Annotated in this window: 22 protein-coding genes and 3 pseudogenes; 14 read left to right on the top strand and 11 right to left on the bottom strand. The window is 63.6% G+C overall.

The genetic code is table 11. The annotated features are described in order from the left end of the window. Positions 1-19 precede the first annotated feature (19 nt). The 7 genes from ACIOAU_RS05315 to ACIOAU_RS05285 all read left to right on the top strand — a co-directional run bounded on the left by ACIOAU_RS05315 (position 20) and on the right by ACIOAU_RS05285 (position 5,287). The gene (locus ACIOAU_RS05315; protein ID WP_401180506.1) at positions 20-967 is read left to right on the top strand and encodes a ketopantoate reductase family protein; all 948 of its coding nucleotides are present in this window, start codon (positions 20-22) and stop codon (positions 965-967) included. Next, positions 964-1,359: a VOC family protein gene (locus ACIOAU_RS05310; RefSeq protein WP_101319171.1), complete on the top strand. Its 396-nt coding sequence runs from the start codon at positions 964-966 to the stop codon at positions 1,357-1,359. Before ACIOAU_RS05315 ends, ACIOAU_RS05310 begins: the two co-directional genes overlap by 4 nt. Next, entirely contained in the window at positions 1,356-1,811 is a 456-nt protein-coding gene (locus ACIOAU_RS05305; protein ID WP_401180503.1) for a MaoC family dehydratase, read from the top strand. Before ACIOAU_RS05310 ends, ACIOAU_RS05305 begins: the two co-directional genes overlap by 4 nt. Further along, positions 1,808-3,040, top strand: a complete 1,233-nt coding sequence (locus ACIOAU_RS05300; protein WP_401180500.1) for a CaiB/BaiF CoA transferase family protein — start codon at positions 1,808-1,810, stop codon at positions 3,038-3,040. The genes ACIOAU_RS05305 and ACIOAU_RS05300 overlap by 4 nt, the downstream gene beginning before the upstream one ends. Next, positions 3,037-3,855, top strand: coding sequence for a shikimate dehydrogenase (aroE, locus tag ACIOAU_RS05295; protein WP_401180497.1), 819 nt, complete (start codon positions 3,037-3,039; stop codon positions 3,853-3,855). The genes ACIOAU_RS05300 and aroE overlap by 4 nt, the downstream gene beginning before the upstream one ends. A gap of 4 nt (positions 3,856-3,859) precedes the next feature. Next, the gene (gene aroQ, locus ACIOAU_RS05290; protein ID WP_101319179.1) at positions 3,860-4,297 is read left to right on the top strand and encodes a type II 3-dehydroquinate dehydratase; all 438 of its coding nucleotides are present in this window, start codon (positions 3,860-3,862) and stop codon (positions 4,295-4,297) included. A 114-nt stretch (positions 4,298-4,411) separates the two neighbouring features. Beyond that, on the top strand, positions 4,412-5,287 hold the full coding sequence (locus ACIOAU_RS05285; RefSeq protein WP_101319181.1) for an AEC family transporter: 876 nt from the start codon (positions 4,412-4,414) through the stop codon (positions 5,285-5,287). Between the two features lie 8 nt (positions 5,288-5,295). Here ACIOAU_RS05285 and ACIOAU_RS05280 read toward each other — a convergent pair whose 3' ends face one another. The 11 genes and pseudogenes from ACIOAU_RS05280 to ACIOAU_RS05230 form a co-directional block, all read right to left on the bottom strand. Continuing rightward, a complete protein-coding gene (locus ACIOAU_RS05280) occupies positions 5,296-6,438 on the bottom strand; it encodes an HlyD family secretion protein (protein ID WP_150572626.1) in 1,143 nt (380 codons plus the stop codon). Further along, entirely contained in the window at positions 6,435-8,084 is a 1,650-nt protein-coding gene (locus ACIOAU_RS05275) for an MFS transporter (protein WP_401180493.1), read from the bottom strand. Before ACIOAU_RS05275 ends, ACIOAU_RS05280 begins: the two co-directional genes overlap by 4 nt. 86 nt (positions 8,085-8,170) lie before the next feature. Further along, positions 8,171-9,193: an XdhC family protein gene (locus ACIOAU_RS05270; RefSeq protein WP_401180490.1), complete on the bottom strand. Its 1,023-nt coding sequence runs from the start codon at positions 9,191-9,193 to the stop codon at positions 8,171-8,173. Between the two features lie 107 nt (positions 9,194-9,300). Then, positions 9,301-10,647 carry a c-type cytochrome gene (locus ACIOAU_RS05265; protein WP_401180487.1) on the bottom strand — a complete coding sequence of 449 codons (1,347 nt, stop codon included), beginning with the start codon at positions 10,645-10,647 and terminating at the stop codon, positions 9,301-9,303. 22 nt (positions 10,648-10,669) lie between these two features. Beyond that, entirely contained in the window at positions 10,670-12,913 is a 2,244-nt protein-coding gene (locus tag ACIOAU_RS05260) for a molybdopterin cofactor-binding domain-containing protein (RefSeq protein ID WP_401180484.1), read from the bottom strand. Continuing rightward, positions 12,910-13,368, bottom strand: coding sequence for a (2Fe-2S)-binding protein (locus ACIOAU_RS05255; RefSeq protein ID WP_150572621.1), 459 nt, complete (start codon positions 13,366-13,368; stop codon positions 12,910-12,912). The genes ACIOAU_RS05260 and ACIOAU_RS05255 overlap by 4 nt, the downstream gene beginning before the upstream one ends. A gap of 154 nt (positions 13,369-13,522) precedes the next feature. After that, positions 13,523-14,411: pseudogene (locus tag ACIOAU_RS05250) on the bottom strand (LysR family transcriptional regulator). 178 nt (positions 14,412-14,589) lie between these two features. Next, positions 14,590-15,489, bottom strand: a complete 900-nt coding sequence (locus ACIOAU_RS05245; RefSeq protein ID WP_401180481.1) for a LysR family transcriptional regulator — start codon at positions 15,487-15,489, stop codon at positions 14,590-14,592. 179 nt (positions 15,490-15,668) lie between these two features. Further along, a pseudogene (locus ACIOAU_RS05240) lies at positions 15,669-16,115 on the bottom strand (methyl-accepting chemotaxis protein); the annotation flags it as partial. A 105-nt stretch (positions 16,116-16,220) separates the two neighbouring features. Beyond that, a pseudogene (locus ACIOAU_RS05235) lies at positions 16,221-16,721 on the bottom strand (PAS domain-containing protein); the annotation flags it as partial. Positions 16,722-16,863: 142 nt separating this feature from the next. Then, the gene (locus ACIOAU_RS05230) at positions 16,864-17,079 is read right to left on the bottom strand and encodes a TIGR02450 family Trp-rich protein (RefSeq protein ID WP_101319202.1); all 216 of its coding nucleotides are present in this window, start codon (positions 17,077-17,079) and stop codon (positions 16,864-16,866) included. Between the two features lie 135 nt (positions 17,080-17,214). On the opposite strand from ACIOAU_RS05230, the gene ACIOAU_RS05225 reads away from it, so the two are divergent. The 7 genes from ACIOAU_RS05225 to ACIOAU_RS05195 all read left to right on the top strand — a co-directional run bounded on the left by ACIOAU_RS05225 (position 17,215) and on the right by ACIOAU_RS05195 (position 24,856). Then, positions 17,215-17,520, top strand: a complete 306-nt coding sequence (locus ACIOAU_RS05225) for a DUF6482 family protein (RefSeq protein WP_101323011.1) — start codon at positions 17,215-17,217, stop codon at positions 17,518-17,520. Beyond that, a complete protein-coding gene (locus tag ACIOAU_RS05220; protein WP_401180478.1) occupies positions 17,514-19,058 on the top strand; it encodes a cryptochrome/photolyase family protein in 1,545 nt (514 codons plus the stop codon). The genes ACIOAU_RS05225 and ACIOAU_RS05220 overlap by 7 nt, the downstream gene beginning before the upstream one ends. Then, on the top strand, positions 19,055-19,219 hold the full coding sequence (locus ACIOAU_RS05215) for a DUF2256 domain-containing protein (protein WP_401180475.1): 165 nt from the start codon (positions 19,055-19,057) through the stop codon (positions 19,217-19,219). Before ACIOAU_RS05220 ends, ACIOAU_RS05215 begins: the two co-directional genes overlap by 4 nt. 120 nt (positions 19,220-19,339) lie before the next feature. After that, positions 19,340-20,962 carry a methyl-accepting chemotaxis protein gene (locus tag ACIOAU_RS05210; protein ID WP_312390326.1) on the top strand — a complete coding sequence of 541 codons (1,623 nt, stop codon included), beginning with the start codon at positions 19,340-19,342 and terminating at the stop codon, positions 20,960-20,962. 130 nt (positions 20,963-21,092) lie between these two features. Then, positions 21,093-22,334: a cystathionine gamma-synthase family protein gene (locus ACIOAU_RS05205; RefSeq protein WP_312390325.1), complete on the top strand. Its 1,242-nt coding sequence runs from the start codon at positions 21,093-21,095 to the stop codon at positions 22,332-22,334. A 142-nt stretch (positions 22,335-22,476) separates the two neighbouring features. Further along, a complete protein-coding gene (locus ACIOAU_RS05200) occupies positions 22,477-23,916 on the top strand; it encodes an amino acid permease (RefSeq protein ID WP_150572615.1) in 1,440 nt (479 codons plus the stop codon). Between the two features lie 49 nt (positions 23,917-23,965). Then, on the top strand, positions 23,966-24,856 hold the full coding sequence (locus ACIOAU_RS05195) for a LysR substrate-binding domain-containing protein (RefSeq protein WP_101319216.1): 891 nt from the start codon (positions 23,966-23,968) through the stop codon (positions 24,854-24,856). The last annotated feature ends 5 nt before the right edge of the window (positions 24,857-24,861 follow it).

The following is a 24,861-nucleotide window of genomic DNA, read 5'->3' as shown; positions in this document are numbered from 1 at the left end:
AGCACAGGAGGCTTGCGACGTGAAAATCTGCATTCTTGGAGCCGGCGCCCTCGGTTGCGCCATTGGCGCTGCCTTGAGCGAGGCGGGGCATGAAACCTGGTTGTTGAACCGCGGCCAGGCGCATGTCGCTGCGATCAACCAGCACGGCCTGCACGTCAACGATGAGCGTGGCGAGCGCCACGTGCGGGTCAACGCCAGCGTCGATGCCGAAGAGATCGGCGCGGCCGATCTGGTGGTGGTGCTGGTCAAGTCGTTCCATACCGCTGAAGCGATTGCCGGCGCCACTGCCTTGATCGGCCCGCAGACGCTGGTGCTGTCACTGCAGAACGGCCTGGGTCACGAGGACATTCTGGCCGAGGCGGTCGGTCGCGAGCGGGTATTGGCCGGCAAGACCTACGTCGGTGGCGTGCTGCTGGCGCCCGGCTCGATCCGCGCCGGGGTAGCCGGCAAGCAGACCTTTATCGGCGAGCTCGATGGCCAGTTGACGCCACGGGTGCAAGCCATTGCCGACGCCTTCAACGGCGCCGGGCTGGCCACCAGTGTCAGCGACAACATCCTCGGCACCATGTGGGACAAGCTGTTGGTCAACGTCGCCACCGGCGCGCTCAGCGGCATCACCATGCTGAGCTATGGCCAGCTGTACAGCGAACCGCTGCTCGAGAGCACGGCCAAGGCAGCGGTGGCCGAAGCCATCACGGTCGCCGAGCGGGCCGGTATCCGCCTCAGCCTGACCAGCCCAGAAGCTGCCTGGCAACTGGCTGCCGAAGGCCTGCCGGCGAGTTTTCGCACCTCGATGCTGCAGAGCCTGGAAAAAGGCTCGATCACCGAAATCGACTTCATCAACGGCTCCGTCGTGCGCTGGGGCCAGCGCCATGGCGTGCCCACGCCGGTCAACGCGACCCTGGTGGCCTGCATCAAAGGCATCGAACGCGCCATGGCCGACTATCAAAAGAGGGACTTCAAGTGACTGCCAAAGCCTACCTCGAACACGTTGCATTCTTCGTCAAGGACATCCACTGGCACATCGGCTTTTTCAGCGAGGTGTGCGGCATGACCATGCGTGAAGTCCAGGGCAGCCTCGAGCAGCCTGCGCAGTACTGGACCCTGGGCGGTTTGCAGTTCATCCATCAGCCGGATTTTGCCGGCCCGGAAGGGCGCATGGCCCACCTGGGCATCATGTGCGAAGACCTCGAGGCCAGCCTGGCTGCTGCGCAGCGCTTCGGCGTCACGCCATTGCCGCAAGGCTTCAACTGGTTCCGCCTGCCGGATGGCCTGGCGATCGAGCTGATTCAGGCCCGGCCGGTCAGCTGCGTAGCCCAGGCATTGGCGATTGACCCACGTGCACAGGAGCAAGCATGAACATAGTGGAAAAATTCTGGGACGATGCCCGTGAAGGCGACGAGTGCATCAGCCCAAGCTATACCGTGACCCGCGAGCGCATTCTGGCCTATGCCGACCTTACCGGTGATCACACCCCGGTCCATGTCGACGAGGCTTACGCCAACGCCAGCCACTTTGGCTGCCTGGTTGCCCATGGCTTGTTCGGCCTGTCGATTGCCGACGGCCTCAAGACCCAATGCGAATACCGCTTCGTGCCCGGCATGTCGCTGGGCTGGACCTGGGACTTCCTCCTGCCGATCAAGGTCAACGACGTGCTCCACGTGCGCATGCGCGTCGGCTCGATGCGCGCAAGCAAGAGCCGCCCAGGCTGGGGCATCGTGGTCTTGCCGTCGGAGCTGATCAACCAGCACGGCGAAGTGGTGCAGCGTGGCGAGCACCGGTTGATGGTCCCAAGGAGGGCGCAGGCATGAGTCAGGCATTACCACTCGCGGGCATTCGCGTCATCGATTACAGCCACTTTCTCGCCGGCCCTTACGTTGGCCGCTGCCTGGCTGCGCTGGGCGCCGAAGTGATCAAGGTCGAGCGCCCAGGCACAGGTGACGCGGGCCGCCAGCATGCCTTCACCCTGGACGAGCAGCAGAGCGGTTACTTTCTGCAGCTGAACATGGGCAAGCAGGGCGTCAGCGTCAACATGCGCGACCCGCGCAGCAAGGCCTTCATGCAGCGCCTGACCGACTCGGCCGACGTCTTCATCGAAAACTACCGGCCCGGTGCACTGGAAAAGCTCGGTCTGGGCTACAGCGAGCTGTCGGCGCGCAACCCGCGGCTGGTCTATTGCTCGATCTCGGCCTATGGCCACACCGGGCCTGATGCGCACCGCGCAGGCTTCGGCCTGATTGCCGAAGCCAAGAGCGGCATCATGCAGATGGTCGGCGTACCCGGCGAGGCGCCGCCGTTGCTGCGTATTTCGCTGGGTGACATGTACACCGGCATTCATGCCGTAGCTGCAATCAACGCGGCGTTGTTGGGCCGGGTCAGCAGTGGCCGCGGCCAGCATATCGACATGGCCCTCTACGACACGCTGGTGTCGATGCACGAATACGCCGTGCAGTGCTACACGCTGTCCGACGGCACCGTGCTGCCCGAGCAGACCGGGCATGACATGCCGACGTCGACCCTGTACGGGGTGTTCCGTGCCGCCGATGGTGACCTGGTGATCGCCGCGCAGGTGGACGACGCCTGGCAGCGCTTCGCCGCCATGCTCGAAGCCAACGGCGGCCCGAGCGGCTTTGGCAGTGACAGCCGCTTCCACAGCCTGAACGGGCGCAACGCTAATCGCGAGGACATTCTGGCGGTGGTGCGCGAGTGGGTCGGCGCGCGGCAGGTGGCGGATATCCTCGCCTTGCTCGACAGCATCGACATCCCCAGCGCCAAGGTCCAGCGCATCGACGAGGTGCTCGCCGACCCGCAGATCAAAGCCCGCAACATGGTCATCGAGCAGGAGCACCCGCGCTACGGCACCTTGCGCCTGCCCAACCTGCCGTTCCGCTTTTCGGACTGCGATACCACCATTCACCAGGTCGCCCCGGACCTCGGCCAGCACAACGCCGAAATCGCCGCCGGGCTTGGTTTCAGCCCTGAACAGATCGCTGCGATGCAGGCAGATGGGGTCTTGTTCAGCCACGGAGATGCAGCATGACTGACCGCTATGCAGTGATCGGGCGGCCGATCAATCACACCAAGTCGCCGCTGATTCACGGCCTGTTTGCCCAGGTCAGCGAGCAGGTACTTGAATACGGCGCCATCGAAGGCGAACTCGACGGCTTCGAAGCGCAGGTACTGGGCTTTCGCGAGTCGGGCGGGTTGGGCATGAACATCACCGCGCCGTTCAAGCTGCGCGCGTTCGAGCTGGCCGACCGGCGCAGCGAGCGCGCCCAGTTGGCCGGTGCCGCCAACGCGCTGAAGTTCGAAGACGGGCGCATCGTTGCGGAAAACTTCGATGGCATCGGCTTGCTGCGCGACATCGAAAGCAACCTTGGCCAGCCGCTGCGCAACCGCCGCGTGCTGTTGCTCGGCGCCGGTGGTGCGGTGCGTGGTGCGCTGCTGCCGTTTCTGCAGGCAACGCCGTTGGAGCTGGTCATCGTCAACCGCGATATGTCCAAGGCCGTGGCGCTGCGCAACGAAGTCGACCACCCGCTGCTGCGCATCAGCCGTTACGAAGAGCTGCAGGGCGAGACCTTCGATATCGTAATCAATGCCACCTCGGCCAGCCTCAGCGGCGAGCTGCCGCCGGTGCCTGCTGACGTATTGAACGGTGCCCAGCTGGCCTACGAGCTGGCCTACGGCAAAGGCCTCACGCCATTCCTGCGGCTGGCCCGCGAGCAGGGCGTGCCGAACCTGGCGGACGGCGTCGGTATGCTGGTCGAGCAGGCGGCAGAGGCGTTTGCCTGGTGGCGCGGGGTGCGGCCTGAGACGCGCGCTGTGATCAACCAACTGACCATCCCCCTCGAGTAGCGCCATGAGCGTCAATATCCTGATGCTGCACGGCATCAACCACAACATGTTCGGCAAACGTGACCCACGCCAGTACGGCACGGCCACGCTGGCAGACATCGATCAGGCCTTGCAGGCGCTGGGTGAGGAACTCGGCGCGCGCATCGAGAGCTTCCAGAGCAACTACGAAGGGGCGATGTGCGAGCGTATTCACCAGGCCTACGAAGAGCGGGTCGATGCGGTGCTGATCAATGCCGGGGCCTGGACCCACTACAGCTACGGCATTCGCGATGCGCTGGCGATTCTGGAAGTGCCGGTGGTGGAAGTGCACATGTCGAACATCCATGCCCGCGAGGCGTTCCGGCATCACTCGGTATTCGCCGAAGTGGTGCGCGGGCAGATCTGTGGATTTGGTGTAGACACCTATCTGCTGGCCCTGCGTGCGGCGATGGGCATGCTCTGATTGACGCTGACCTGCTAGCGCTTTTATCAACGCCAGAACGCCGGGCGCGGGGCAGCTGGGGCATACTGGGATCTTTTCCAGGCGATCGGCACTGATCGCCGTTGAGGGCAAGGCATGCTGGCTTCGTTGTTCGCTGTTCTGGCACCGGTGTTTATCGTCGCGGGCATTGGCTACGGCTGGGCCCGCAGCGGTATCGACTACCCCACCGAATTCATCGCCCGGCTGGTGATGAACATCGGCACCCCAGCCTTGGTGCTGTCGACCTTGAGTCGGACCAAACTGGACCAGTCGGCCTTTACCAATATGGCGTTGGCCTGCGTGCTGTGCATGGCTGGCATGGCCTTGGTCGGGCTGCTGGTCAGTCGCTTGTCTGGCCTGCACTGGCGCGTCTTGTTGCCGGCGTTCATGTATCCCAACACCGGCAACATGGGCCTGCCAATCAGCCTGTACGCCTTTGGCGAGCATGGCCTGGCGCTGGCGGTGGCGTTCTTTCTGACCTTGTCGATCTTCCAGTTTACCGTGGGCATTGCCGTGGCTGGCGGCGCCAGCTCGTTCAAGGCGCTGCTGCGCAACCCGATCGTGATCAGCCTGGCGGGGGCCATGCCGATCATCTTTCTGCAATGGGAATTGCCCAAGTGGCTGGCCAATACTGTCAATCTGCTGGGCGGCATGACCATCCCGTTGATGCTGCTGACCCTCGGTGTGTCGCTGGCCAGCATCCGCCTGCAGCAGGTCGGCAAGGGCATGCTGCTGGGCGGCCTGCGGATCGTCCTGGGTGGCGCGGTTGGCTGGGCAGTGGGTGAGCTGCTTGACCTGGAAACCATGGCCAAGGCCATCCTGGTGTTGCAATCGTCGATGCCGGTGGCAGTGTTCAACTACCTGCTGGCCGTGCGCGCCAAGCGCTCACCTGAAGAGGTCGCCAACCTGGTGATGTGCTCGACGATTCTGTCGTTCGTCTGGTTGCCGCTGGTGCTGGCCTGGTGGCTGTAACCCGCAGCCTAGTCGCTTGAATGCTCGGCGCGGGTATCGATGCCGACCACCACCGACATCCCCGGGCGCAGACGCTTGGCGTCGGGCTGGTCCGGGTCGACGGTGATCCGCACCGGGATCCGTTGCGCGATCTTGACGAAGTTGCCGGTGGCGTTGTCGGCTTGCAGCAAGGCGAACTCCGAGCCGGTCGCGGGTGAGATCTGCTGCACGTGGCCGCGCAGTTTCAAGTGATCGAGCGCATCGACGCTGAAGGTCACCGGCTGGCCAATGCGTACCTTGGCCATCTGGGTTTCCTTCATGTTGGCGATGATCCAGTGGTTGTCCGGGACCAGCGGCATCAACTGCGCACCTGAATTGACATAAGCCCCCAGGCGCGTGCCGATCTGGCCGAGCTGGCCATCGCGCGGTGCGGTGACCCGGGTGTTGTCCAGGTCGATGCGGGCCAGCTCGACCGCGGCCTTGGCGTTTTCTACCGAGGCTTCCAGCGAGGCGCGGTTGACGATCACTGTCTGTACGTCCTGGCGCGCGATCTCCAGCGCGGCCTTGGCCTGGGCCAGGCTCGCCACTGATGCTGCATGATTGGCGCGGCTGACATCCAGCTCCCGGCGCGATACCGAACCGTCGCTGACCAGCGCCTGATTGCGGCGCAGGTCAGCCTGGCTCTTGTCGGCCTGGGCGGCAGCATCGGTGATCGCCGCCTGGCGCTGGACGATGGTCGCCTCGGCGCTCTTGCGCTGCTGCAGGTTGTTGGCCAGCGCGGCCTGCTGTTGCTGTAATTGCGCAATGGCCTGGGCCAGGCGCTGGGTGTAGATGCGGTCATCAAGGCGCACCAGCAGGTCGCCGGCCTTGACGTACTGGAAGTCCTGCACCGGCACTTCGACGACATAGCCGGACAGCTGCGGGCCGATCAGCGTGACCTGGCCACGCACCAGCGCGTTTTCGGTGCTCTCGATATCGCTGCCAAATGGCGGCAGTTGCCAGGCATACAGCACCAGCAGGATGCCGGCCAGGGCCACGCCGGCAAAGGTCAGCACAGACAATACCCGCACTCGTCGCGAGCCGCCGGGGTTGCTCGGCTGCGTGGGCGGGGTCTGACCTTCCGGAGTTTCGGCAATGGCGTTGGTAGAGGTGATCGGTGTTTCTTCATTCATTGATTCGAAGCGCCGCGGGTTGAGTCGGAAAGGGCCGCCTGGCGGGTCGTGTGCCAGACCCACAGGCTGCGCAGCGAAATCCAGAGCATGGTCAGTATGGCAATCCCGGCGATCAGCAGGAATACATCGTTGTAAGCCAGCACGTTGGCTTCGCGGGTGGCGGCATTGGCCAACAAGCGGGTGCCGACTTCAGTGCGCAGGGCCGGGTCGGCAATGACTCCAGCATAGCTGCCGCCACCGCTTTGGACCCGAGCGTTGACCAGGGGTTCGAGGCGGCTCAGCTGTTCGCTGAGGTTGCTCGAGTGGAATTTCTCGCGCACGGTCTGGAAGGTGCCGAGCAAGGCCGCGCCAAGCAAGCCGCCGAGGTTGTTGCAGATCCCGAACAGCACCGAAAAGCTGACCAGGTTGCGCGGGTTGGCGCGCACGTGGCCGATGCCCAACGCCATCGATGGGCCGAGGAAGAAGGTGCTGCCAAACGCCAGCATGAACTGGCTCAGGTACATCTGCGCTGGCCGGGTCAGGTTGCTCGAGCTGCTGTCCATGTAGGCGCCGACAGCCATCAGCGCCAGCGAGCCGAACAGCGGCAGCACCAGGTGCTTGGGGTTGATGGTCAGGGCACTGGTGACCAGCCCGGCCACGGCGCCCAGCAGCATCACCCCATACAGGCTGCGCAGCTGCTCGGTGCCCAGGTTGAGCGTTTGCAGAAAGCCCACCGCGCCGGTCGATTGCTCGGAGGCGACCATGCGGATCAGGATCACACACAGGGCCAGGCGGATCACCGCGGCGCTGCTCAGCCAGCGGGTCATCAACAACGGGTTGCTGCGGTTGTGCTCGATCGCCAGCCCGGCGCAGATCAAACCGATCGAGGCCGCCAGCGCCATGCCGATCCACGGCGTGTCCAGCCACCATTCGATGCGCCCCAGCGACAGCGCGGCGCAGAGCAGCGCGGTGCCGCTGGCCATCAGGCCGAAAGTGAGAAAATCCAGCGGCTCGAAGGTCTTGAAACGGTCGCCGGGCGGCAACTTCAGCAGTAATACGCAGCCCAGCGCGGTCAGCGCCAGGCCCAATTCGAACATGTACAAACCGCGCCATTCGGCAATCTGCAGCAGGTCTTCGGAGAAGATCCGCGCCAGCGGTATCGCCAGCTGCGACGCACCCAGGCCGAGCACCATGGCTTTGAGTCGCCAACGCTCGGGGAAGGCCTGAATCATGTAGTACAGGCCCAGTGAGCTCAGCGCTGCGCCGACCATACCGTGGGCTGCGCGCACGGCGATGGCTGAGTTGATGTCGTTGACGAACAAGTGGGCGAAGGTGACCAGTGCATACAGCACCAGGAACACTTCGGTGAACGCGCGCAGGCCAAACTGCTGGCGAAACTTCACCAGCAGCAGGTTCATCGACACGTTGGTCATCACGAACGCCGCCGGCAGCCAGGCCATTTCGGCGCTGGTGGCACCGAGCGCGCCTTGCAAAAAGGTCAGGTTGGCGGTCACCAGAGCATTGCCCAGGCCGCCGGTGATAGCCACCAGCAGGCCCACCGCGCCGTAGGCGAGGCGAGTCAGAGGTGGATGCAGCGGGGTCGACGGCGAGCCGGGAATCGTCGGCTTTTCGTGGGGGAGCCACTGGCGTGGGGCGTACTTGTCCATCGGAAGGGCTTGGCCTTGGTCTACTTGCGAAACTGTACGTCAGATCGGTCAAGCGGGTGAAGCTGCTGCTGCAATTTTAGTGCTGCTCAACTGGCCAGCAACTCAAGCTCTTGCGCGCGTTTGGCTTCGGTGACCGACAGCTCGCCCGGCAGTTCGACATTGTTTTTGCACGCGAGAATCTCGGCCATTACGCTCACGGCGATCTCGGCTGGGGTCTTGCTGCCAATATAGATGCCGATGGGGCCGTGTAACCGCTTGAGTGACGCCTCGGTTTCGCCAAAGTGCTCGATCAACCGCTCACGTCGTTGCTGGCTATTGCGCCGCGAGCCGATCGCGCCGATATAGAATGCCGGGCCGTGCAGGGCTTCGAGCAGGGCCAGGTCATCCAGCTTGGGGTCGTGGCTCAGGGCCAGAATGCAGGTGCGCAGGTCCGGCACGAACGCCCGCACCACGTCATCCGGCATGCCCACCACCTGCTCGACACCGGCAACACTCCAGCCCGCCATGTGTTCCGGTCGCGGATCGCACACGGTGACCTTGAAACCATTGAACTGGGCCATGGTAGCCACATACTCGGCCAAAGCGCCGGCGCCGATCAGCAACATCCGGTAGCCAGGGCCAAGGGTGCTGACCATGCGCGCGCCGTCGAAGCTGAATTGCTCTGGGGTCGACGTGTGTTCCAGAGTCGCCGTGCCGCTGGCCAGATCCAGGCTGCGTCGGGCCAGGCCGCCTGCATCCAGCCGCTCCAGCAGCAGGCCAAGGGCTTGATGACAGGGGTTGAATTCGAGCACCAACTCCAGGGTGCCGCCGCAGGGCAGGCCAAAGCGGTGGGCTTCATCGGCGCTGACGCCGTAGCACACCACCTGCGGCAAACCGTCGCTCACACCGCTGCCACCGTAGGCGCGGGTGTAGCGGTGGACCAGGTCATCTTCGATGCAGCCGCCGGAAACACTGCCGATCACCCGGCCGTCCTCGCGCAGGGCCATCATCGAGCCGACCGGGCGTGGCGACGAGCCCCAGGTGCGGGCAACGGTCGCCAGCAGCACCTGCTCGCCAGCCGCCAACCAGTCGCGGGCGGTGCGCAGGACCATCAGGTCAATGCTTTCCATCGGTGTTCCTTGATCTGTTTGTGCACTATGCAGTCATGCTCGCTGACGGTAATCGCCCCGCGAGCACTCCTGTCTTACTGAGCATCGCAGCATGCTTGAGGTTCCTTTCAACGCATCTGCAGGATGATCGGGCTGCTGCTGGCCGGGTCGGTGTGCTCGCGCAGCTTGGCCACGTCCTTGGCGGGCACTGCAGTGCCGGTGTTGCCCCAACTGCTGCGGACAAAGCTCAGTACCTCGGCAATTTGCTGATCGCTCAGCTGCTCGCGGAATGACGGCATGCGGTAGGCATCCGGTACGCCGGCGGCAACCACCCGTTGGGCACCGTTGAGGGTGATGTTGATGGCCGAGGCGTTGTGCTCGGCCAGCGCAGAGGTCGCTCCGGCCAGTGGCGGCATCCATTCAGCCTGGCCGCGGCCATCCAGCCCGTGGCAACTGGCGCAGGCGGTGACGTAGGTGTGCGCACCAGGTTTGTCCAGCTGCTGCGCTGCCGATACGGCTTGGTATTGCCAAGGCGGGCCATCGCGTTTCGGGTCGCCCGGCAACGACTTGAGGTAGTGGGCGATCGCTGCCAGGTCTTCATCGCTCATGAACTGCGTCGAGTTGTTGAAGGCCTCGGTCATCGAGCCGTAGACCACCGCATGCTGGTTGCGCCCGGTCTTGAGGAAGCGGGCAATGTCGGCTTCGCTCCAGCGGCCCAGGCCGGTGTTGTGGTCATTGCGCAGGCTCGGCGCGTACCAGCCGTCGAGCAAGGCCCCGGAGACGAAGGTAGCGCCGCGCTCGCTCAGGGCTTTTTCATCAAAGGCGATGCCGCGTGGGGTATGGCAACTGCCGCAATGGCCGGGGCCCTGCACCAGGTAGGCGCCACGGTTCCACTGGGCATTCTGCTCAGGCTTGGCGGCGTAGGGTTCGGCCTCGGTGAACAGGCCGTTCCACAGTGCAATTGGCCAGCGCAGGCTCAACGGCCAGGGGATTTCCCCGGGCTTGTTGGGCTGGTTGGCTGCTTGCACGCCCTGCATGAAGAAGGCGTACAGCGCCTGCACGTCTTCGTCGCTGAGCTTGGAATAGGACGGGTATGGCATGGCTGGGTACAACCGGCGCCCGCCGGGCGCAACGCCGTGGCGCACGGCCTGGTCAAACTCGGCCAGACTGTATTTGCCAATGCCATGATCAGGATCGGGAGTGATGTTGGTGGCGTAAATCGCCCCTAGCGGCGTCGCCATCTTCAGCCCGCCGGCAAACGGCGCGGCGTCCGGCAGGCTGTGGCAGGCCACGCAGTCGCTGAGGCGGGCGACGTACTCCCCGCGCTGGACCAAGGCCGGATCGGTGTTGCTCTGGGTTGTAGCGGTAAACGGCGAGGCCGGTTCACGGGTGACGTACCAGACCAGCAGGCCGGCCGCTATCAGGCACGGCACGGCGAACAGGGCCAAGGGTCTTGCAAGGCTTTTTCGAGTCATGTGCAGGTCGTCCTGGGCCAGCTTAGCTGAAGGTATAGCGTGACAGTGGCATGCTGCGGATGCGCTGGCCGGTCAGCTGCGCTACCGCATTGGCGACTGCCGGGGCGACCGCAGGCAAGGGTGGTTCGCCGATGCCGCCCATCTTCTCGCCACTTTCGACGATGCGTACATGCACTCTGGCCATGCGCGCCGCTGGCAGAATCGGATACAGGTCGTAATTGCGCGCGCGGGGCTTGCCATCGACATACACCGCTTCTTCGAGCAAGGCTTGCGACAGCCCCAGCGAGACCGCGCCGTTGACCTGAGCCTCGACGATGGCTGGGTTGACGATGCTGCCAGGGTCGATGGCCTGCCAGATGTCATGCACTTTGACCTGGCCGTTCTCGATCGAGACTTCAGCGATTACTGCTGCATGCGAGCCAAACGGTGAGGCCATGGCTACGCCGCGGGCACGCTTGCTGCCGTCTTCGGCGGTGAACGGGCCCCGTTTCCAGCCACCAGACAGATCGGCCACCGCCTTGAGCAGGGTGCTCAGGCGCTGGTTACCCTGCAGCAGGTGCATGCGCAGGGCATAGGGGTCCTGGCCGCCTTTGTCGGCCAGTTCGTCGAGGAACGCTTCATAGAAGAAGTCGTTCATCGAGTTGCCCACCGAACGCCAGTAGCCGAGCATTGCCGGGCCCTTGACGTAGATCTGCGCGACGCGACGGTTGGCGATCGCGTACGACTTGCCGGACAAACCTTCGAGTGCCGTCGGGTCGCCTTTTTCCGCTGGGCTGCCGGCGATTGCTTCGGTCGGGCCTTCGGTAGCGCTGACAGCTTCGATTGCCACCGGCATGCCGTTGGCGTCCAGCCCGGCACGGAACTTGACCACCGCCATCGGCCGTAGCACGTCGCGGACAAATTCTTCTTCGCGGCTCCAGATCAATTTGATCGGGCGGCCGACGGCCTTGGCCAGGGCGATCGCTTGCGGATAGGGGTTGGCGCTGTCGTAAAGGAAATGCCGGCCAAAGAACCCTCCGAGCAGCGGCGAGTGCAGGGTGATCTGCGCAAGATCGAGGCCGGTGCGCTTGGCGATGTCGGCGCGGAACATGTCGGGTGCCTGGTTCGGCAGCCAGACTTCGAGCGAGCCATCGTCGTTGTAGCGAGCCAGTGCAGAAGGTGGCTCCAGCTGCGCGTGGTTGACGAACTGATTGTGGTAAGTGGCCTCGACCTTGGTCTTGGCGCCGTCCAGGGCTTTACTGAAATCGCCTTCAAGCTCTTCTTCGCGCTGCGGCCCGGTCTGCGCCGCCAGGTGCTCGCGGAAGCCGTCGCTGGAGAAGTCTGCCGGCATCGGCCGCACCTTGGAGTCCGCAGTCGGCTCCTGCCATTGCACCTGCAGCGCTTCGGCAGCGCGCTTGGCGTGCCACCAGCGCTCGGCAACCACTGCCACTGCGCCCGGCAGCTGATGCACCGAGTGCACGCCCTTCATGGCCTTGACCTGCGCCTCGTTGCGCACACCAGCTACGGTCATGCCCAGGCGTGGCGCGTGCTGCACGGCGGCGTGGAGCATGCCGTCGACTTTCAGGTCGATGGCGTAGACCGCCTTGCCGGTGGATTTGTCGTAGGCGTCGACACGCTTGACCGGCTTGCCGATCCAGCGGAACTGGCTCGGGTCGCGCAAGGTAATGCTGTCCGGATCGGGCACCGGCAGGTCCATGGCCGCGCTGGCCAGCTCACCGTAGCTCAGCGAACGGCCGGAGCTGGCGTGAATGACCCGACCCGGCTCGGTGCTCAGCTCACTGACCGGTACGCCCAGCTTGGTGCTGGCGGCCTGTACCAGCATGGCCCGGCCGAGGGCGCCCAGGCGCCGCATGACCGGGTAGCTCAGGCGCACCGACATGCTCCCGCCGGTAATGCGCATGCCGTTTTCCAGCACCACGTAAGCTTCACCGGGCGGCGCGGCTTCGACCAGGAAGGTGGCAGGATCGGCATCCAGCTCCTCGCCGACAATCTGCGCCATCGCCGTGAAGGTGCCTTGGCCGCCTTCCATGAACGGGCTGAGCAGGCGGATGCTGTTGTCCGGGCGGATTTCCAGGAACGCCGGCACCTGAGTGCCCAGCGCTGGGGTTGCCGCAGCAGAGGCTTGTACCCGCGAAGTGCCTAGCGGCAGGCCAAAACCCAGCACCAGAGCGCCAATGGCGCTGCCGGCGAGAAAGCGCCGGCGCGACAGGTTGACCGGTTGATCGAGCGCGAGCAGATCGGCGGGGTAGACGACAGGCTTGGTCATACCACGTCCTCCTGCTTGGCCAGTGCATGCACGGCGTCATGGATCGCGTTGTAGGTACCGCAGCGGCAGAGGTTGATCATCGCCGCAGAAATCTGCTCATCGCTGGGCTTGGGGGTGTGCTTGAGCAGGGCAGTGGCGGCCATGACCTGGCCGGACTGGCAGTAGCCGCACTGTGCGACCTGTTTGTCGACCCAGGCAGCGACCACGCGCTTGCCGACAGCGTCGGCCTCGATGGCTTCGATGGTGGTGACCTCACGCCCGACCACGCCGGCAATCGGCGTCACGCAGGCGCGCACCACATTGCCGTCGACCAGCACTGAACAGGCGCCGCATTGGGCCAGGCCGCAGCCGTATTTGGTGCCGGTCATGCCCAGGTCATCACGGATTACCCACAGCAGTGGAGTATCCGCGTCGGCATCGACCTCGTAGGTCTTTTGGTTGATTCGAAGCTGCATGGCTCACCCGTAATCAGTCGGTTGGATGGATCTTTAGTTTTTATCAGGCCGCCAATGCCCCAGGCCCTGCGCACCCCATGCGGAAAAACTAGCACAAGGTGGTCAAGGCGCAGCCCGCGGCTGCTCAAGCGGTCGGCGGTGTTGCTCATTTGATTCAGTTCAGACGCAGTGTTTCGATCACGACCTGCATGGCGCGTGAGGTCTCGCGCTGCGCCGAGTAATACAAGTGGTAGCCAGGAAAGCTGCGCCACCACGTTTCAAGCACGGGCACAGCCCGGCCAGCCGCCAGATGGGCGGCAGCCAGATCGTGTGGGACATAGGCCAGGCCATGGCCGTCGAGGGCGGCATTGAGCACTTGGTAGATGCCGTTGAACACCAGCCGGCCCTCGACCCGCACGCTGATTTCGCGCTCGCCGTGCTTGAGCTCCCAGGCATACAGGTTGCCCTGGGTTGGCAGGCGCAGGTTGATGCAGGCGTGTTGGCTGAGTTGCTCCGGGGTTTCTGGCATATGCCGTTCGGCGAAATAAGCGGGCGCAGCGATGATTGCCAGGCGCATGTCCGGTGATGCACACCGAGCGGATGTCCTTGCCCAGGCTGTCCCCCAGGCGTACGCCAAAGTCAAACCGGCCCTGGACGATATCGGAGAAGGCGTAATCGCTGTGCAGCTCCAGGTTCAAGCGCGGGTAGCGCGCCAGCAGGCTTTGCAATTTTGGCCAGAGCAAGCTGTCGATGGCATGGTCGCTGGCGGTGATGCGCACGGTGCCGCTGGGCATGTCGCCGAGTTCGACGACCGCGTGCAGTTGTGCTTCGATCAGCTCAAGGCGCGGTGCCACCTCGGCGATCAAGCGTTCGCCTGCCTCGGTAACCGAGACGCTGCGCGTTGTGCGCGTCAGCAGGCGCACACCGAGGCGCGTTTCCAGGTCGCGGATGGTGTGGCTGATCATCGATTGCGACATGGCCAGCTGTGCTGCGGCGCGGGTGAAGCTGCGCTCGCGGGCAACAACGATCAACGCCTGAAGTTGGCTGTAGTGCTCTCTGGCCATTGCAGCAGTCCTGAAATCCAGTGGCGTGCGCTAATAATTGGCGCAGAGACGACACTGTAGGCGGGATGGGCGGCACTAGAAACCTGCATAAACTGCATGCAGCTATGAGCTTGGTTGATAAATACTGGTGCAGCGTGCGTGGCTGTAGCATGTTTGGCGAGCCGGGCGGGGTAATTGACTAGACGCGCAGTGCCGCGATCAGCAGGGCCATCGCCCCTGACGGTTGCCGTCGGCTCGGGTAATAAAGGTGCAAACCGGGCCACACCGGGCTGAAGTCTTCGAGCATCTGCAGCAGCTGCCCGGACTGCACATGCTGCTCGACCAGTTCCGCAGGCAGATAGGCGACGCCAAGCCCGGCCAGTACGGCTTCCACGGCGTCGGAGGTGTTGTTGAAGACCAGTTGCCCGTCCACACGCAGATTGACTTCGCGGCCATCGACTGCAAACTCCCACGCCCATAAATTGCCCCGCGTCGGCAGGCGCAGGTTGATGCAGTTGTGCTGCAACAGGTCGCTTGGCGTCTGCGCCATACCGTGATGCTGCAGGTAAGCCGGGGTAGCGACAACTGCATAGGGCGCATCCGCAGCGATGCGCACGGCGATCATATCCTGCGCCACTGCCTCGCCGAGCCTGACCCCGGCATCGAAACGTTCGGCAACAATGTCGACAAAGCCGCTGTTGGTCGACAGCTCGACCTTGATCCCCGGATGTGCCGGCAAAAACAGCTTGAGCTTGCTCATCAGCACCGCCCGCACGGCGTGATCGGAGGCGGTGATGCGGATCGTGCCGGTAGGGCTGTTGCTCAACTCGGTCAGCGCCTGCAACTGCATATCGATGGCCTCGAATTGCGGTGCGACGTTCGCCAGCAGTTGCTCGCCGGCCTCTGTCACCGTCACGTTGCGCGAGTTGCGTGACAGCAGGCTGACGCCCAGGCGGGCTTCCAGGGCGCGTACGGCGTGGCTGACGGCTGTCTGTGACACACCCAGCCGCGCTGCCGCTTTGGTGAAACTGCGCGCGTGCGCGACGGCAAAGAACACACTCAGGCCGGAGAACGCATCGCGCAAAGTCTTGGGGTCCATGGAGGGCACTTCACTGGAGAACTGTCGGGCAAACTACAGGGATGGTCTGACGATGAACAGCGTTCTGATCGAGCGCTGGAGTGAGCAGATAGGGCTAGGCGCTGCCTATAAGAGGCATGACGATTCAGGCCGCTGGTTTCGCTCGTTTGGCAATGAGAGATCACTTGGCGGCCCCAAGATCAGCGTTGCTGGCGTTGCTCCAGACGCTGGGCGAACTGGCCAATCACTTCAACCACCCGCTGCGCACCGTGCTGAATATCCTCGATCACCGCGCCAGCCTTGTGCGCCAGCTCAACACCTTGCTCGGTCTTCAGCGTACTCGCCTGCATGCTCGCCACAGCCTGGCGGGCCAGTTCGCGGTTCTTGCCGACCACTTCACTGATCGCCACGGTGGCCTTGCTGGTGCGTTGCGCCAGGTTGCGCACCTCATCGGCGACCACGGCAAAGCCGCGGCCTTGGTCGCCGGCGCGGGCGGCTTCGATTGCCGCGTTGAGGGCCAGCAGGTTGGTCTGCTCGGCGATGCTGCGGATAGCATCGACAATGGTGCCGATCTGCTCGGACTGCTCACTCAGCGCACTGATCGCCTGGCCCATCTGCGTGAGCTCGTCGGCAATGCTCTGCACCATGTTTACGGTCTGTTGCACCACTGCAGAACCCTGCTGGGTACACTCATCGGTGTGCTGCGACGTCTCGAAGGCCACCAGTGCAGCTTGCGATTCGGCCTCGCGCTGCTCGATCTCAGAGGTGATATCACTGGCAAACTTGACGACGCCATAGAGCTTGCCGTGCTCGTCATACAGCGGGTTGTAGGTAGCCTGCAGCCAGACCGTGGCGCCGCGACTGTCCAGGCGCGGGAACTGGCCTGCCTTGAACGTGCCACGATTCAGCGCTGCCCAGAACTCGCGATAGGCGTCACTTTTCGCTTCGCTGACAGAGCAGAACATCTGGTGATGCTGACCGCGTATCTGATCCAGGCGATAGCCCATGACCTTGAGGAAGTTGGCGTTGGCATTGATCACGCGCCCGTCGAGAGCAAACTCGATGACGGCCATCGAACGTTCAATGGCGTTGATGAAGCTGGCCTGTCCCTGGGCGTGCTGCTGGGCTACACCATGCTCGTACTGAAGCGTGGCGACCGTCTTGCGCAGCGCAGCCACTTCGGCCTCGAGCGCGGCTTGACGGGTGTGTTCCGCATGCAACAACTGCTGGTGGGTGCTGGCGCGGATAAACATGGCGGCGGGCCTCGGGGACAAAATCTGCGTGTTGGCACGGTGCCCACACAGGAGGTGCCATTAAGCCACTACCGCCAATAATTGTACAAATATTTATTGTTGTACAAGTATGAGAACTTAAGTGTCCCGTTCGCGGTCAGGCTCACTTCCAGCCCAGCAGCCACCGGGTGGAGTCGCGCAGTTCCTGCCAGTCGAACACTTCACTGCGCCCGGTCAGCACCGCCTGCAGCTCGACTTGCAGCGGCGTGCCTTCGTCATCACACAGCAATTGGGTGACGATGAAGTGCTTCTCGCGGTTTTGCGGCGCGCGTGCTGTCCATTTCGACAGCGCCAGTTTGCGGGGGTTGAACCTGTTCATGAGAGCTCCGTGCGCGGTGGCTGCTGATATCTTTGCGTCTAGGCTATAGACTTATACACGCATTGCGAATTGTACAAGAATCGCCATTTTGTCACAGGGAGCTCCCACATGACCGACGCTACCCGTACTACCTCGATCACCTTGCAGCAGTTGCGCAGTCTTGCTGATGCGGATTCAGTCGACGAGCTTGAGCTGCTGTCCCTGGAGGGCGGCATTTACCTGCTCAGGGTGCGTACCGCAACAGGCCTGCAGACTTTGGCCGGTGAGGGCGGCAGGCCGATGCATCTGCGCTCGTCGACGCACTTGCGCAGTTTGCTCGCGGGCTTCCCGGCAATGCGCTGCGTGCTCGTCCAGCATGTGGTCCACGATGAGATGTGCGGCCAGCGCGAAGGCCAGATCGAGCCATTGCGCCTGCCATTGTCACTGGAGCAGACGTGGTAGCCGCAAGTACTCCGCGACTGGGCCTGATACTCGGTGACCAGCTGTCATTCGACCTGAGTTCGATCCAGGCACTGGACCCGCAGCGTGACATCCTGCTGCTGGCTGAAGTGCAGGACGAGGCGCGCTACGTGCCGCATCATCCGCAAAAAATAATCATGGTTTTCAGTGCGATGCGCCACTTTGCTAAAGCTTTACGTGAGCATGGTTGGCAAGTGATTTATGTTGAACTCGATGCATCCGGCAATACCCATAGCCTGACCGGCGAAGTCCAACGCTGGCAGGCCGAGCTTGGTGCAAGCGAAGTGCACTTCACCGAATGCGGCGAGTGGCGCCTCGAGCAAGCGTTACGTAGTTGCCCGGTAGCTCAGGTGTGGCACCCTGACCGGCGCTTTCTCTGCTCGCGCCAGGCCTTCGCCCGCTGGGCGGCAGGCCGCGAGCAGCTGCGAATGGAGCAATTCTATCGGTCGATGCGCAAGCGCTGCCGGCTGCTGCTCGAAGACGATGGCAGCCCGCTGGGCGGCGCCTGGAACTTTGACCGCGACAACCGCAAGAGCCTGCCACGCACTCTGCGCGGGGCGTTCCCGGCGCGGTTCAGCCAGGACGCGATCACCCAAGCGGTGGTGGCGCTGGTGCGCGAGCGCTTTGCCAGCCACTACGGCAAGGTCGACGGCTTCGACTACCCAGTCGATCATGCCCAGGCGCAGGGGCTCTGGCAGCACTTTCTCGACTTCGGCCTGGCCGCCTTCGGTGATTATCAGGACGCCATGGCTGAAGGTGAGCCGTTTCTGTTCCATTCACGCATCAGCGCGGCGCTGAACATCGGCCTGCTGGATTTGCGCCAGCTGTGCAGCGATGTCGAAACCGCTTACCGCCAGGGCCGCGTGCCGCTGAACGCGGCCGAAGGCTACATCCGCCAACTGATCGGCTGGCGCGAGTACGTGCATGGCATCTATTGGCTGCGCATGCCGGAGTACGCCGAGCTCAATACCTTTGGCAACCAGCGTCCGCTGCCCGAGTTCTATTGGACCGGTAACACCGGCATGCGCTGCATGGCTCAGGCGATCGGGCAGACTCTCGAGCTGGGCTACGCACACCATATTCAACGGCTGATGATCACCGGCAACTTTGCCTTGCTCGCCGGCATCGCCCCGGCGCAGATCTGCGAGTGGTACCTGGCGGTATATCTGGATGCCTTCGAGTGGGTCGAGTTGCCCAACACGCTGGGCATGGTCATGCATGCCGACGGCGGCTACCTGGGCTCCAAACCCTATTGCGCCAGCGGCCGCTATATCCAGCGGATGTCCGACCACTGTGGCAACTGCGTTTATCAGGTCGAGCATTCGCTGGGCGAGCAGGCTTGTCCGTTCAACGCGCTGTATTGGCACTTCCTCATGCGCCATGAACAGCAACTGGCGCTCAACCCGCGGCTGGCGCAGGTCTATCGCGGCCTGGCCGGGATGGACCCGCAACGCCGAGAAGCGCTGTGGCAGCGTGGTGAGACGCTGCTGGCCAGGCTCGACGCAGGAGAAACGCTTTGAAAAAAAACCATCTGCCGCAAAAGGTCTGCCCGGTCTGCGGCTTGCCGTTCAGCTGGCGCAAGCGCTGGGAGCGGTGCTGGGATGAGGTGAGATATTGCTCTGAGCGCTGCCGCCGAGCGCGGCGCAGCGCTCCGGGCGAGGACACTCAGGCGGATTGCTGAGCGCCACGCTGGAACTGTTCGATTATCGAGCATGATCCGCTTTTGCGCGCTCAATTTTGGCCAAAAGGCGCCGAACGTAATGGGTAGTGCAGCTCACCCTTCGCATTCGGAAGTCTAGCCATGTCCTTGCGCCACTTGAATATTGCCACTCGCTCTTACTTGAGTTTCAGCCTGATCGCCGCACTGGTGGTGATCCTCGGCGTGTTTTCCATCAACAAGATCTCCACCATGCGCGAAGCGGTGGTGTACACCGAACAGGTGACCAACGTCGGCACGCGCTACCTTGGCGAAGTGCGCAGCCACATGCTGGGGCTGCGTATCATCACCATGCGCATGGCCATCGCCCGTCAGCCTGCACAACTGGCGCCCACCCTGGCGCGCCTGGAGGAGCTCAAAGGCCTGTTGGACAAGGGCCTGCAGGGCTACAGCGCGGTGATGCCGGCGCAGGCCAAGCCGGTGTTTGCCGAGATGCAGCAATTGATCAGCCAATATCGGGTACTGCTCGACCAGTACAAGGGCTTGTCCGATCAGAATCGGCTGGAGCCGATGCAGGGCATGCTCAGCGGCACCATGCAGGATATCTCCACCCGCACCGGAGAGCTGTATGACAGCCTGGTCAAGCTCAGCAGCGAGGCGGCCGCCGCACATACCGCCGAGGCCCGCGAGGACTATCAGCGCGCCTTGTGGCTGACTGCGAGCGTGGTCGGCCTGGTGCTGCTCCTGACAATCAGCCTGGCCTGGCTGCTCACCCGCAGCATTGTCAGCCCGCTACGTGCGGCGATTGCCGTGGCCCAGGACATCGCCGCCGGTGACCTGTCGCAGGCGGTGGTGGCTAGCGGCAACGATGAAGCCAGCCAGTTGATGCGTGCATTGGCGGCCATGCAGGCCAGCCTCAAGGATGCGCTGCGCCTGATCGGTGACTCGTCCCAGCAACTGGCAGCAGCCAGTGAACAGATGTCGGCGATCACTCGGCAGACCTCCAATGACCTCAGCCGGCAAACCGACGAGATCCAGCAAGCCGCTACGGCAGTCACCGAGATGAGCGTGGCGGTGGAAGAGGTGGCGCGCAACACCGTCAGCACCTCGAGCATTTCACGCGAGTCCGAAGAAGCGGCCCAGCGCGGGCGCGAGCGTGTAGCCGAAGCCATTCGCTCGATTGGCAAGATGCGCCATGACGTGCAGGAGGCCTCGGCGCAGATCGAGGCGTTGTCGGTGCAGTCGCAGGAGGTGGGCAAGGTGCTGGATGTGATCGGTGCGATTGCCGGGCAAACCAACCTGCTGGCGCTCAATGCGGCCATCGAAGCCGCACGGGCCGGTGAGGCTGGCCGAGGCTTTGCGGTCGTGGCCGATGAAGTTAGAGCGCTCGCGGCGCGTACCCAAAGCTCGACGCTGGAAATCGAGGAAATGGTCAATGCCATCCGCACCGGCACCGCGCGGGTAGTCGACTCGATGCTCAGCAACAGTCAGCAGGTTGCGCATACCCTCGAGGTGGCGGAGTTGGCCGGCGAGGCGCTGGATGAGATCACCAGCGGCGCCTCGAGCATCCACGAGCGCAACCTGGTAGTGGCCAGCGCCACCGAAGAGCAGGCGCAAGTCGCGCGCGAGGTTGATCGCAACCTGCTGAACATCCGCGATCTGGCCCTGCAGACCTCGGAAGGCGCCGACCAGATCAGCACAGCCAGCCAGGAACTGGCCAACCTGTCGATTGGTTTGAACGGGATGATGAAACGCTTTCAGCTGTGAAACACCTCAGCCATTAAAATAAACCGCCCTCAGGCCAGCATTACATCGTTTTTCAGCGCTGCTGGCCTTCCCTATAGTCCTCGCATACCCAAACGGAGCACCGACGTGCTCCCTTGATGCGAGACTGGCTATGAACAACAAGAAAACCCTCGACGCCAAGGTCGGCGCCGGCACCCGCGTAGTGTGGGGCGGCGAGCAGGTCAGCCACCCTTACAACGCTACCCAGACACCGATCGTGGCCAGCGCCGCCTATGGCTACGACGATATCGATACCTGGTATGACGTGGCGCTGGGCAATCAGCCTGGGTTTATCTACAGCCGCATGAGCAACCCCACCGTTGCCGTGCTTGAAGACAAGCTGTGCGCGCTGGAGGCCGCCGAGTCCGCAGTCGCCTTCAGCTCTGGCATGGCCGCCATCAGTGGCGTGCTGCACAGCCTGCTGGCCTGTGGCCAACGGGTGGTGTCGACCCGCGACAGCTATGGCGGCACCAACAAGATCTTCGAAGAGTTCCTGCCGCGAATGGGCGTTGAGGTAACCCTGTGCGACACCTACGACACCGAGGCCATCGAGCGAGAGATCGCCCGTGGCTGCAACGTGGTGTACCTGGAAACCCCCACCAATCCGACCCTGAAGGTGCTGGACATCCGCCGCCTGGTCGCAGCCGCCAAGCGGGTAGGGGCGCTGGTGGTGGCGGACAATACCTTCGCCACGCCGTTGAACCAGAACCCGCTGGCGCTTGGCGTCGACGTGGTGGTGCACAGCGCAACCAAGTTCCTCTCCGGCCACGGCGATGTGCTGGGCGGTATTGCCTGCGGCGCTGAAGCACTGATGAGCAAGGTGCGCCACTACCGCGAAATCAATGGCGCCGCGCTGGACCCGTTCTCGGCCTACCTGATCATTCGCGGGATCAAGACGCTGGCCCTGCGCCTGCGTCAGCAGCAAGCGAGTGCCCAGGCGCTGGCGGAGTACCTGTGCACCGAGCCTTTGGTCGAAGCAGTCAACTACCCGGGCCTGGCCCAGCACCCTGGGCATGCCATTGCCCGCGCGCAGATGCGTGGCTTTGGCGCGATCGTCAGCTTCGTGCTCAAAGGTGGCATGCGCGATGTAGCGCAGTTGCTGCCGCTGCTCAAATACGCCCACCGTGCCGGCAACCTGGGGGCGGTCGAAACCATCTATGGCCCGGCGCGCACCACCAGCCATGTTGAAAACACCCTGGAAGAGCGTCAGGCACTGGGCATTTCCGAAGGCCTGGTGCGCATCTCGGTCGGTATCGAAGACACCGCCGACCTGCTCGCGGACCTGCGTGATGCCTGCGCCGTTTTGCGCGAGCGACAGCGTACGCAACCTCAGTGCACTGCAATGCACGCCTAGCGTGAACTCAAGGCCTGGCGATAAAAAACGTCGCCAGGTCGCTTCATGAAAACCGACAATAACAACAACTGCTGGCTGCCGAACTCACCGTGGCGTCATCGCGGCGGGACGTGTTCGCCATCACTTTCATGAGATTAAAACCATGCACTCTGAGCACAATGACGCACAGGCCGGCAGCGGCCCTGCGTTCAACAAAGACATGCAAACCCGCCACATCGTCATGCTGGCGTTGGGCGGTGTGATCGGCACCGGCCTGTTCCTCACTTCCGGCTACACCGTCAACCAGGCCGGCCCGCTGGGCGCAGTGATCGCCTACATGATTGGCGCGGTGATGGTCTATCTGGTCATGGTCTGCCTGGGCGAGCTTGCCGTGCAGATGCCGGAAACCGGCTCGTTCAGCAGCTACGCCACCCGCTACCTGGGCCCCGGCACCGGCTACACCGTAGCCTGGCTGTACTGGCTGACCTGGGCGGTGGCCATCGGCTCGGAGTTCACCGCAGCCGGCATCCTGATGGTGCGCTGGTTCCCGGAAACGCCGGTGTGGATCTGGAGCGCGCTGTTTGCGTTGGCGGTGTTCATCAGCAATGTGGTGTCGGTGCGGCTGTTTGCCGAAACCGAATTCTGGCTGTCGCTGATCAAGGTCCTGACCGTGGTGGTGTTCATCGCCATCGGCGGTGGCGCGATCTGCGGGCTGTTCGATGTGCAGCATGCGCAGGGCGCGGGGCTGAGCAACTTTACCCGTGAAGGGTTGTTCCCGACCGGCTTCCTGCCGATCGCCATGACCTTGCTGGCGGTGTCGTTCGCGTTCTCCGGGACCGAGCTGATCGGCATTGCCGCAGGTGAAGCGGCCGACCCGCAGACCAGTGTGCCGAAGGCGATCCGCACCACCATCGTGCGTCTGGCGCTGTTCTTCGTCGGCACCATCTTCGTGCTCGCCACCTTGCTGCCGCGCGAACAGGCCGGCCTGGTCGAAAGCCCGTTCGTGCTGGTGTTCGAGCTGATCGGCATTCCGTACTCGGCCGATATCATGAACTTCGTGATTCTCACCGCGCTGCTGTCGGCGGCCAACTCCGGCCTGTATGCCGCCTCGCGGATGCTCTGGACCCTCAGCGATCAGGGCCATATGCCCAAGTGCTATGCACGCCTGTCGCGCCGCGGCACGCCGGTCAACGCAATCGTCCTGAGCATGGCCGGCGCCGTGGCCTCGTTGCTCAGCAGTGTGTTGGCGCCGGATACCGTGTACCTGGCACTGGTGTCGATTTCGGGGCTGGCCGTGGTGGTGGTGTGGATGAGCATTGCCGCCAGCCAGATTGCCTTCCGCCGCCACTACGTAGCCAACGGCGGCAGGGTCGAAGATCTGCACTTTCGCGTGCGTGGCTATCCTTGGGTGCCCCTGGGCGCGATCGCTTGCTGCCTGCTGGCCTGTATCGGCATCGCCTTTGACCCGGCGCAACGGGTAGCGCTGTACTTCGGTCTGCCGTTCATAGCCTGGTGCTACTTCGTCTACTGGGTGACCCGCAACAAACGTGCGCAACGCCTGCGCGCCGAGGCTGGCGTGCAGCGTCCGGCTAGCGCCGCCTGAGCCGCACAAGCGATAGTGCACGCAGTCAATTGCCGAAGAGGTTGCGCCGATGAATCAAAAAACCCTACCGCCGCTGAATTGGCTGCGGGCGTTCGAAGTGTCGGCGCGTTACCTCAACTTCACCCACGCGGCCGAGGAGCTGTGCCTGACCCAAGGCGCGGTCAGCCAGCAGATCCGCCAGCTGGAGAGCCACCTTGGGGTCGCGTTGTTCAAGCGCCTGCCACGCGGGCTGGGCCTGACCGAAGAAGGCCAGTCCTACCTGCCGGTGGTGCAGGACGCCATCAGCCGGTTGGCGGTAGGCACCAACGAGATCTTCGGCCACAACCAGCGCCGCCCGGTGAAGGTGCGTGGCAGCTTGAGTTTTCTGCAGTACTGGCTGGCACCGCGGCTGGCGGATTTCTGCCGAGAGCACCCGCTGATCGACATCCGGTTCATCAGCAACCTGTGGGTGAAAGAGCCTGACGGTGAAGATGACCTGGAGATCCGCTGGGGTGCCGGCAGCTGGCCGGGGCTGGTGTCGCAGCGCTTGACCTGGGATGTGCTGCAACCGGTCTGTTCGCCGGCGCTGCTCGCCGCCGCTCCCCTGCAACACCCGCGCGACCTGGCCCGGCATGCACTGCTGCATGTGCTGGGTTATGAAGAGGGCTGGGGCTATTGGCTCAAGCGAGTCGGTGCCGATGCCGTGGATTACTCGCGCGGTTTGCAGTTCGACACCATGGTTTCGACCTTGCGCATGGCCGAGCTGGGCCAGGGCGTGGCCTTGGCGCGCTCATCCATCGTCGAGGATCTGCTCGCGTCTGGCGCGCTGGTCGCGCCGTTCAGCCAGCGTATCGAAGCCAGCGAATCGTTCTATCTGGTCCGCGCCCAGGGCGAAACCCTGAGCGCCGAGGCCGCCGCATTTTCCACCTGGCTGGTGGCACAGGCCCATCGCCATTTGTAGACCTT

Origin of the sequence: Pseudomonas sp. NPDC088322 (assembly GCF_044740745.1) — a bacterium.
GTDB classification, from domain to species: domain Bacteria; phylum Pseudomonadota; class Gammaproteobacteria; order Pseudomonadales; family Pseudomonadaceae; genus Aquipseudomonas; species Aquipseudomonas shirazensis.
This window is presented reverse-complemented; position numbering and strand designations above follow the sequence as displayed.

Excerpts from the sequence above, each read along its gene's own strand:
- ACIOAU_RS05280 (WP_150572626.1), bottom strand. The coding sequence starts at position 6,438 with ATGAATGAAGAAACACCGATCACCTCTACCAACGCCATTGCCGAAACT.
- ACIOAU_RS05275 (WP_401180493.1), bottom strand. The coding sequence starts at position 8,084 with ATGGACAAGTACGCCCCACGCCAGTGGCTCCCCCACGAAAAGCCGACG.
- ACIOAU_RS05210 (WP_312390326.1), top strand. The coding sequence starts at position 19,340 with ATGTCCTTGCGCCACTTGAATATTGCCACTCGCTCTTACTTGAGTTTC.
- ACIOAU_RS05305 (WP_401180503.1), top strand. The coding sequence starts at position 1,356 with ATGAACATAGTGGAAAAATTCTGGGACGATGCCCGTGAAGGCGACGAG.
- ACIOAU_RS05230 (WP_101319202.1), bottom strand. The coding sequence starts at position 17,079 with ATGAACAGGTTCAACCCCCGCAAACTGGCGCTGTCGAAATGGACAGCA.
- ACIOAU_RS05270 (WP_401180490.1), bottom strand. The coding sequence starts at position 9,193 with ATGGAAAGCATTGACCTGATGGTCCTGCGCACCGCCCGCGACTGGTTG.
- ACIOAU_RS05205 (WP_312390325.1), top strand. The coding sequence starts at position 21,093 with ATGAACAACAAGAAAACCCTCGACGCCAAGGTCGGCGCCGGCACCCGC.
- ACIOAU_RS05255 (WP_150572621.1), bottom strand. The coding sequence starts at position 13,368 with ATGCAGCTTCGAATCAACCAAAAGACCTACGAGGTCGATGCCGACGCG.
- ACIOAU_RS05200 (WP_150572615.1), top strand. The coding sequence starts at position 22,477 with ATGCACTCTGAGCACAATGACGCACAGGCCGGCAGCGGCCCTGCGTTC.
- ACIOAU_RS05300 (WP_401180500.1), top strand. The coding sequence starts at position 1,808 with ATGAGTCAGGCATTACCACTCGCGGGCATTCGCGTCATCGATTACAGC.
- ACIOAU_RS05265 (WP_401180487.1), bottom strand. The coding sequence starts at position 10,647 with ATGACTCGAAAAAGCCTTGCAAGACCCTTGGCCCTGTTCGCCGTGCCG.
- ACIOAU_RS05285 (WP_101319181.1), top strand. The coding sequence starts at position 4,412 with ATGCTGGCTTCGTTGTTCGCTGTTCTGGCACCGGTGTTTATCGTCGCG.
- ACIOAU_RS05260 (WP_401180484.1), bottom strand. The coding sequence starts at position 12,913 with ATGACCAAGCCTGTCGTCTACCCCGCCGATCTGCTCGCGCTCGATCAA.
- ACIOAU_RS05245 (WP_401180481.1), bottom strand. The coding sequence starts at position 15,489 with ATGGACCCCAAGACTTTGCGCGATGCGTTCTCCGGCCTGAGTGTGTTC.
- aroQ (WP_101319179.1), top strand. The coding sequence starts at position 3,860 with ATGAGCGTCAATATCCTGATGCTGCACGGCATCAACCACAACATGTTC.
- ACIOAU_RS05195 (WP_101319216.1), top strand. The coding sequence starts at position 23,966 with ATGAATCAAAAAACCCTACCGCCGCTGAATTGGCTGCGGGCGTTCGAA.
- aroE (WP_401180497.1), top strand. The coding sequence starts at position 3,037 with ATGACTGACCGCTATGCAGTGATCGGGCGGCCGATCAATCACACCAAG.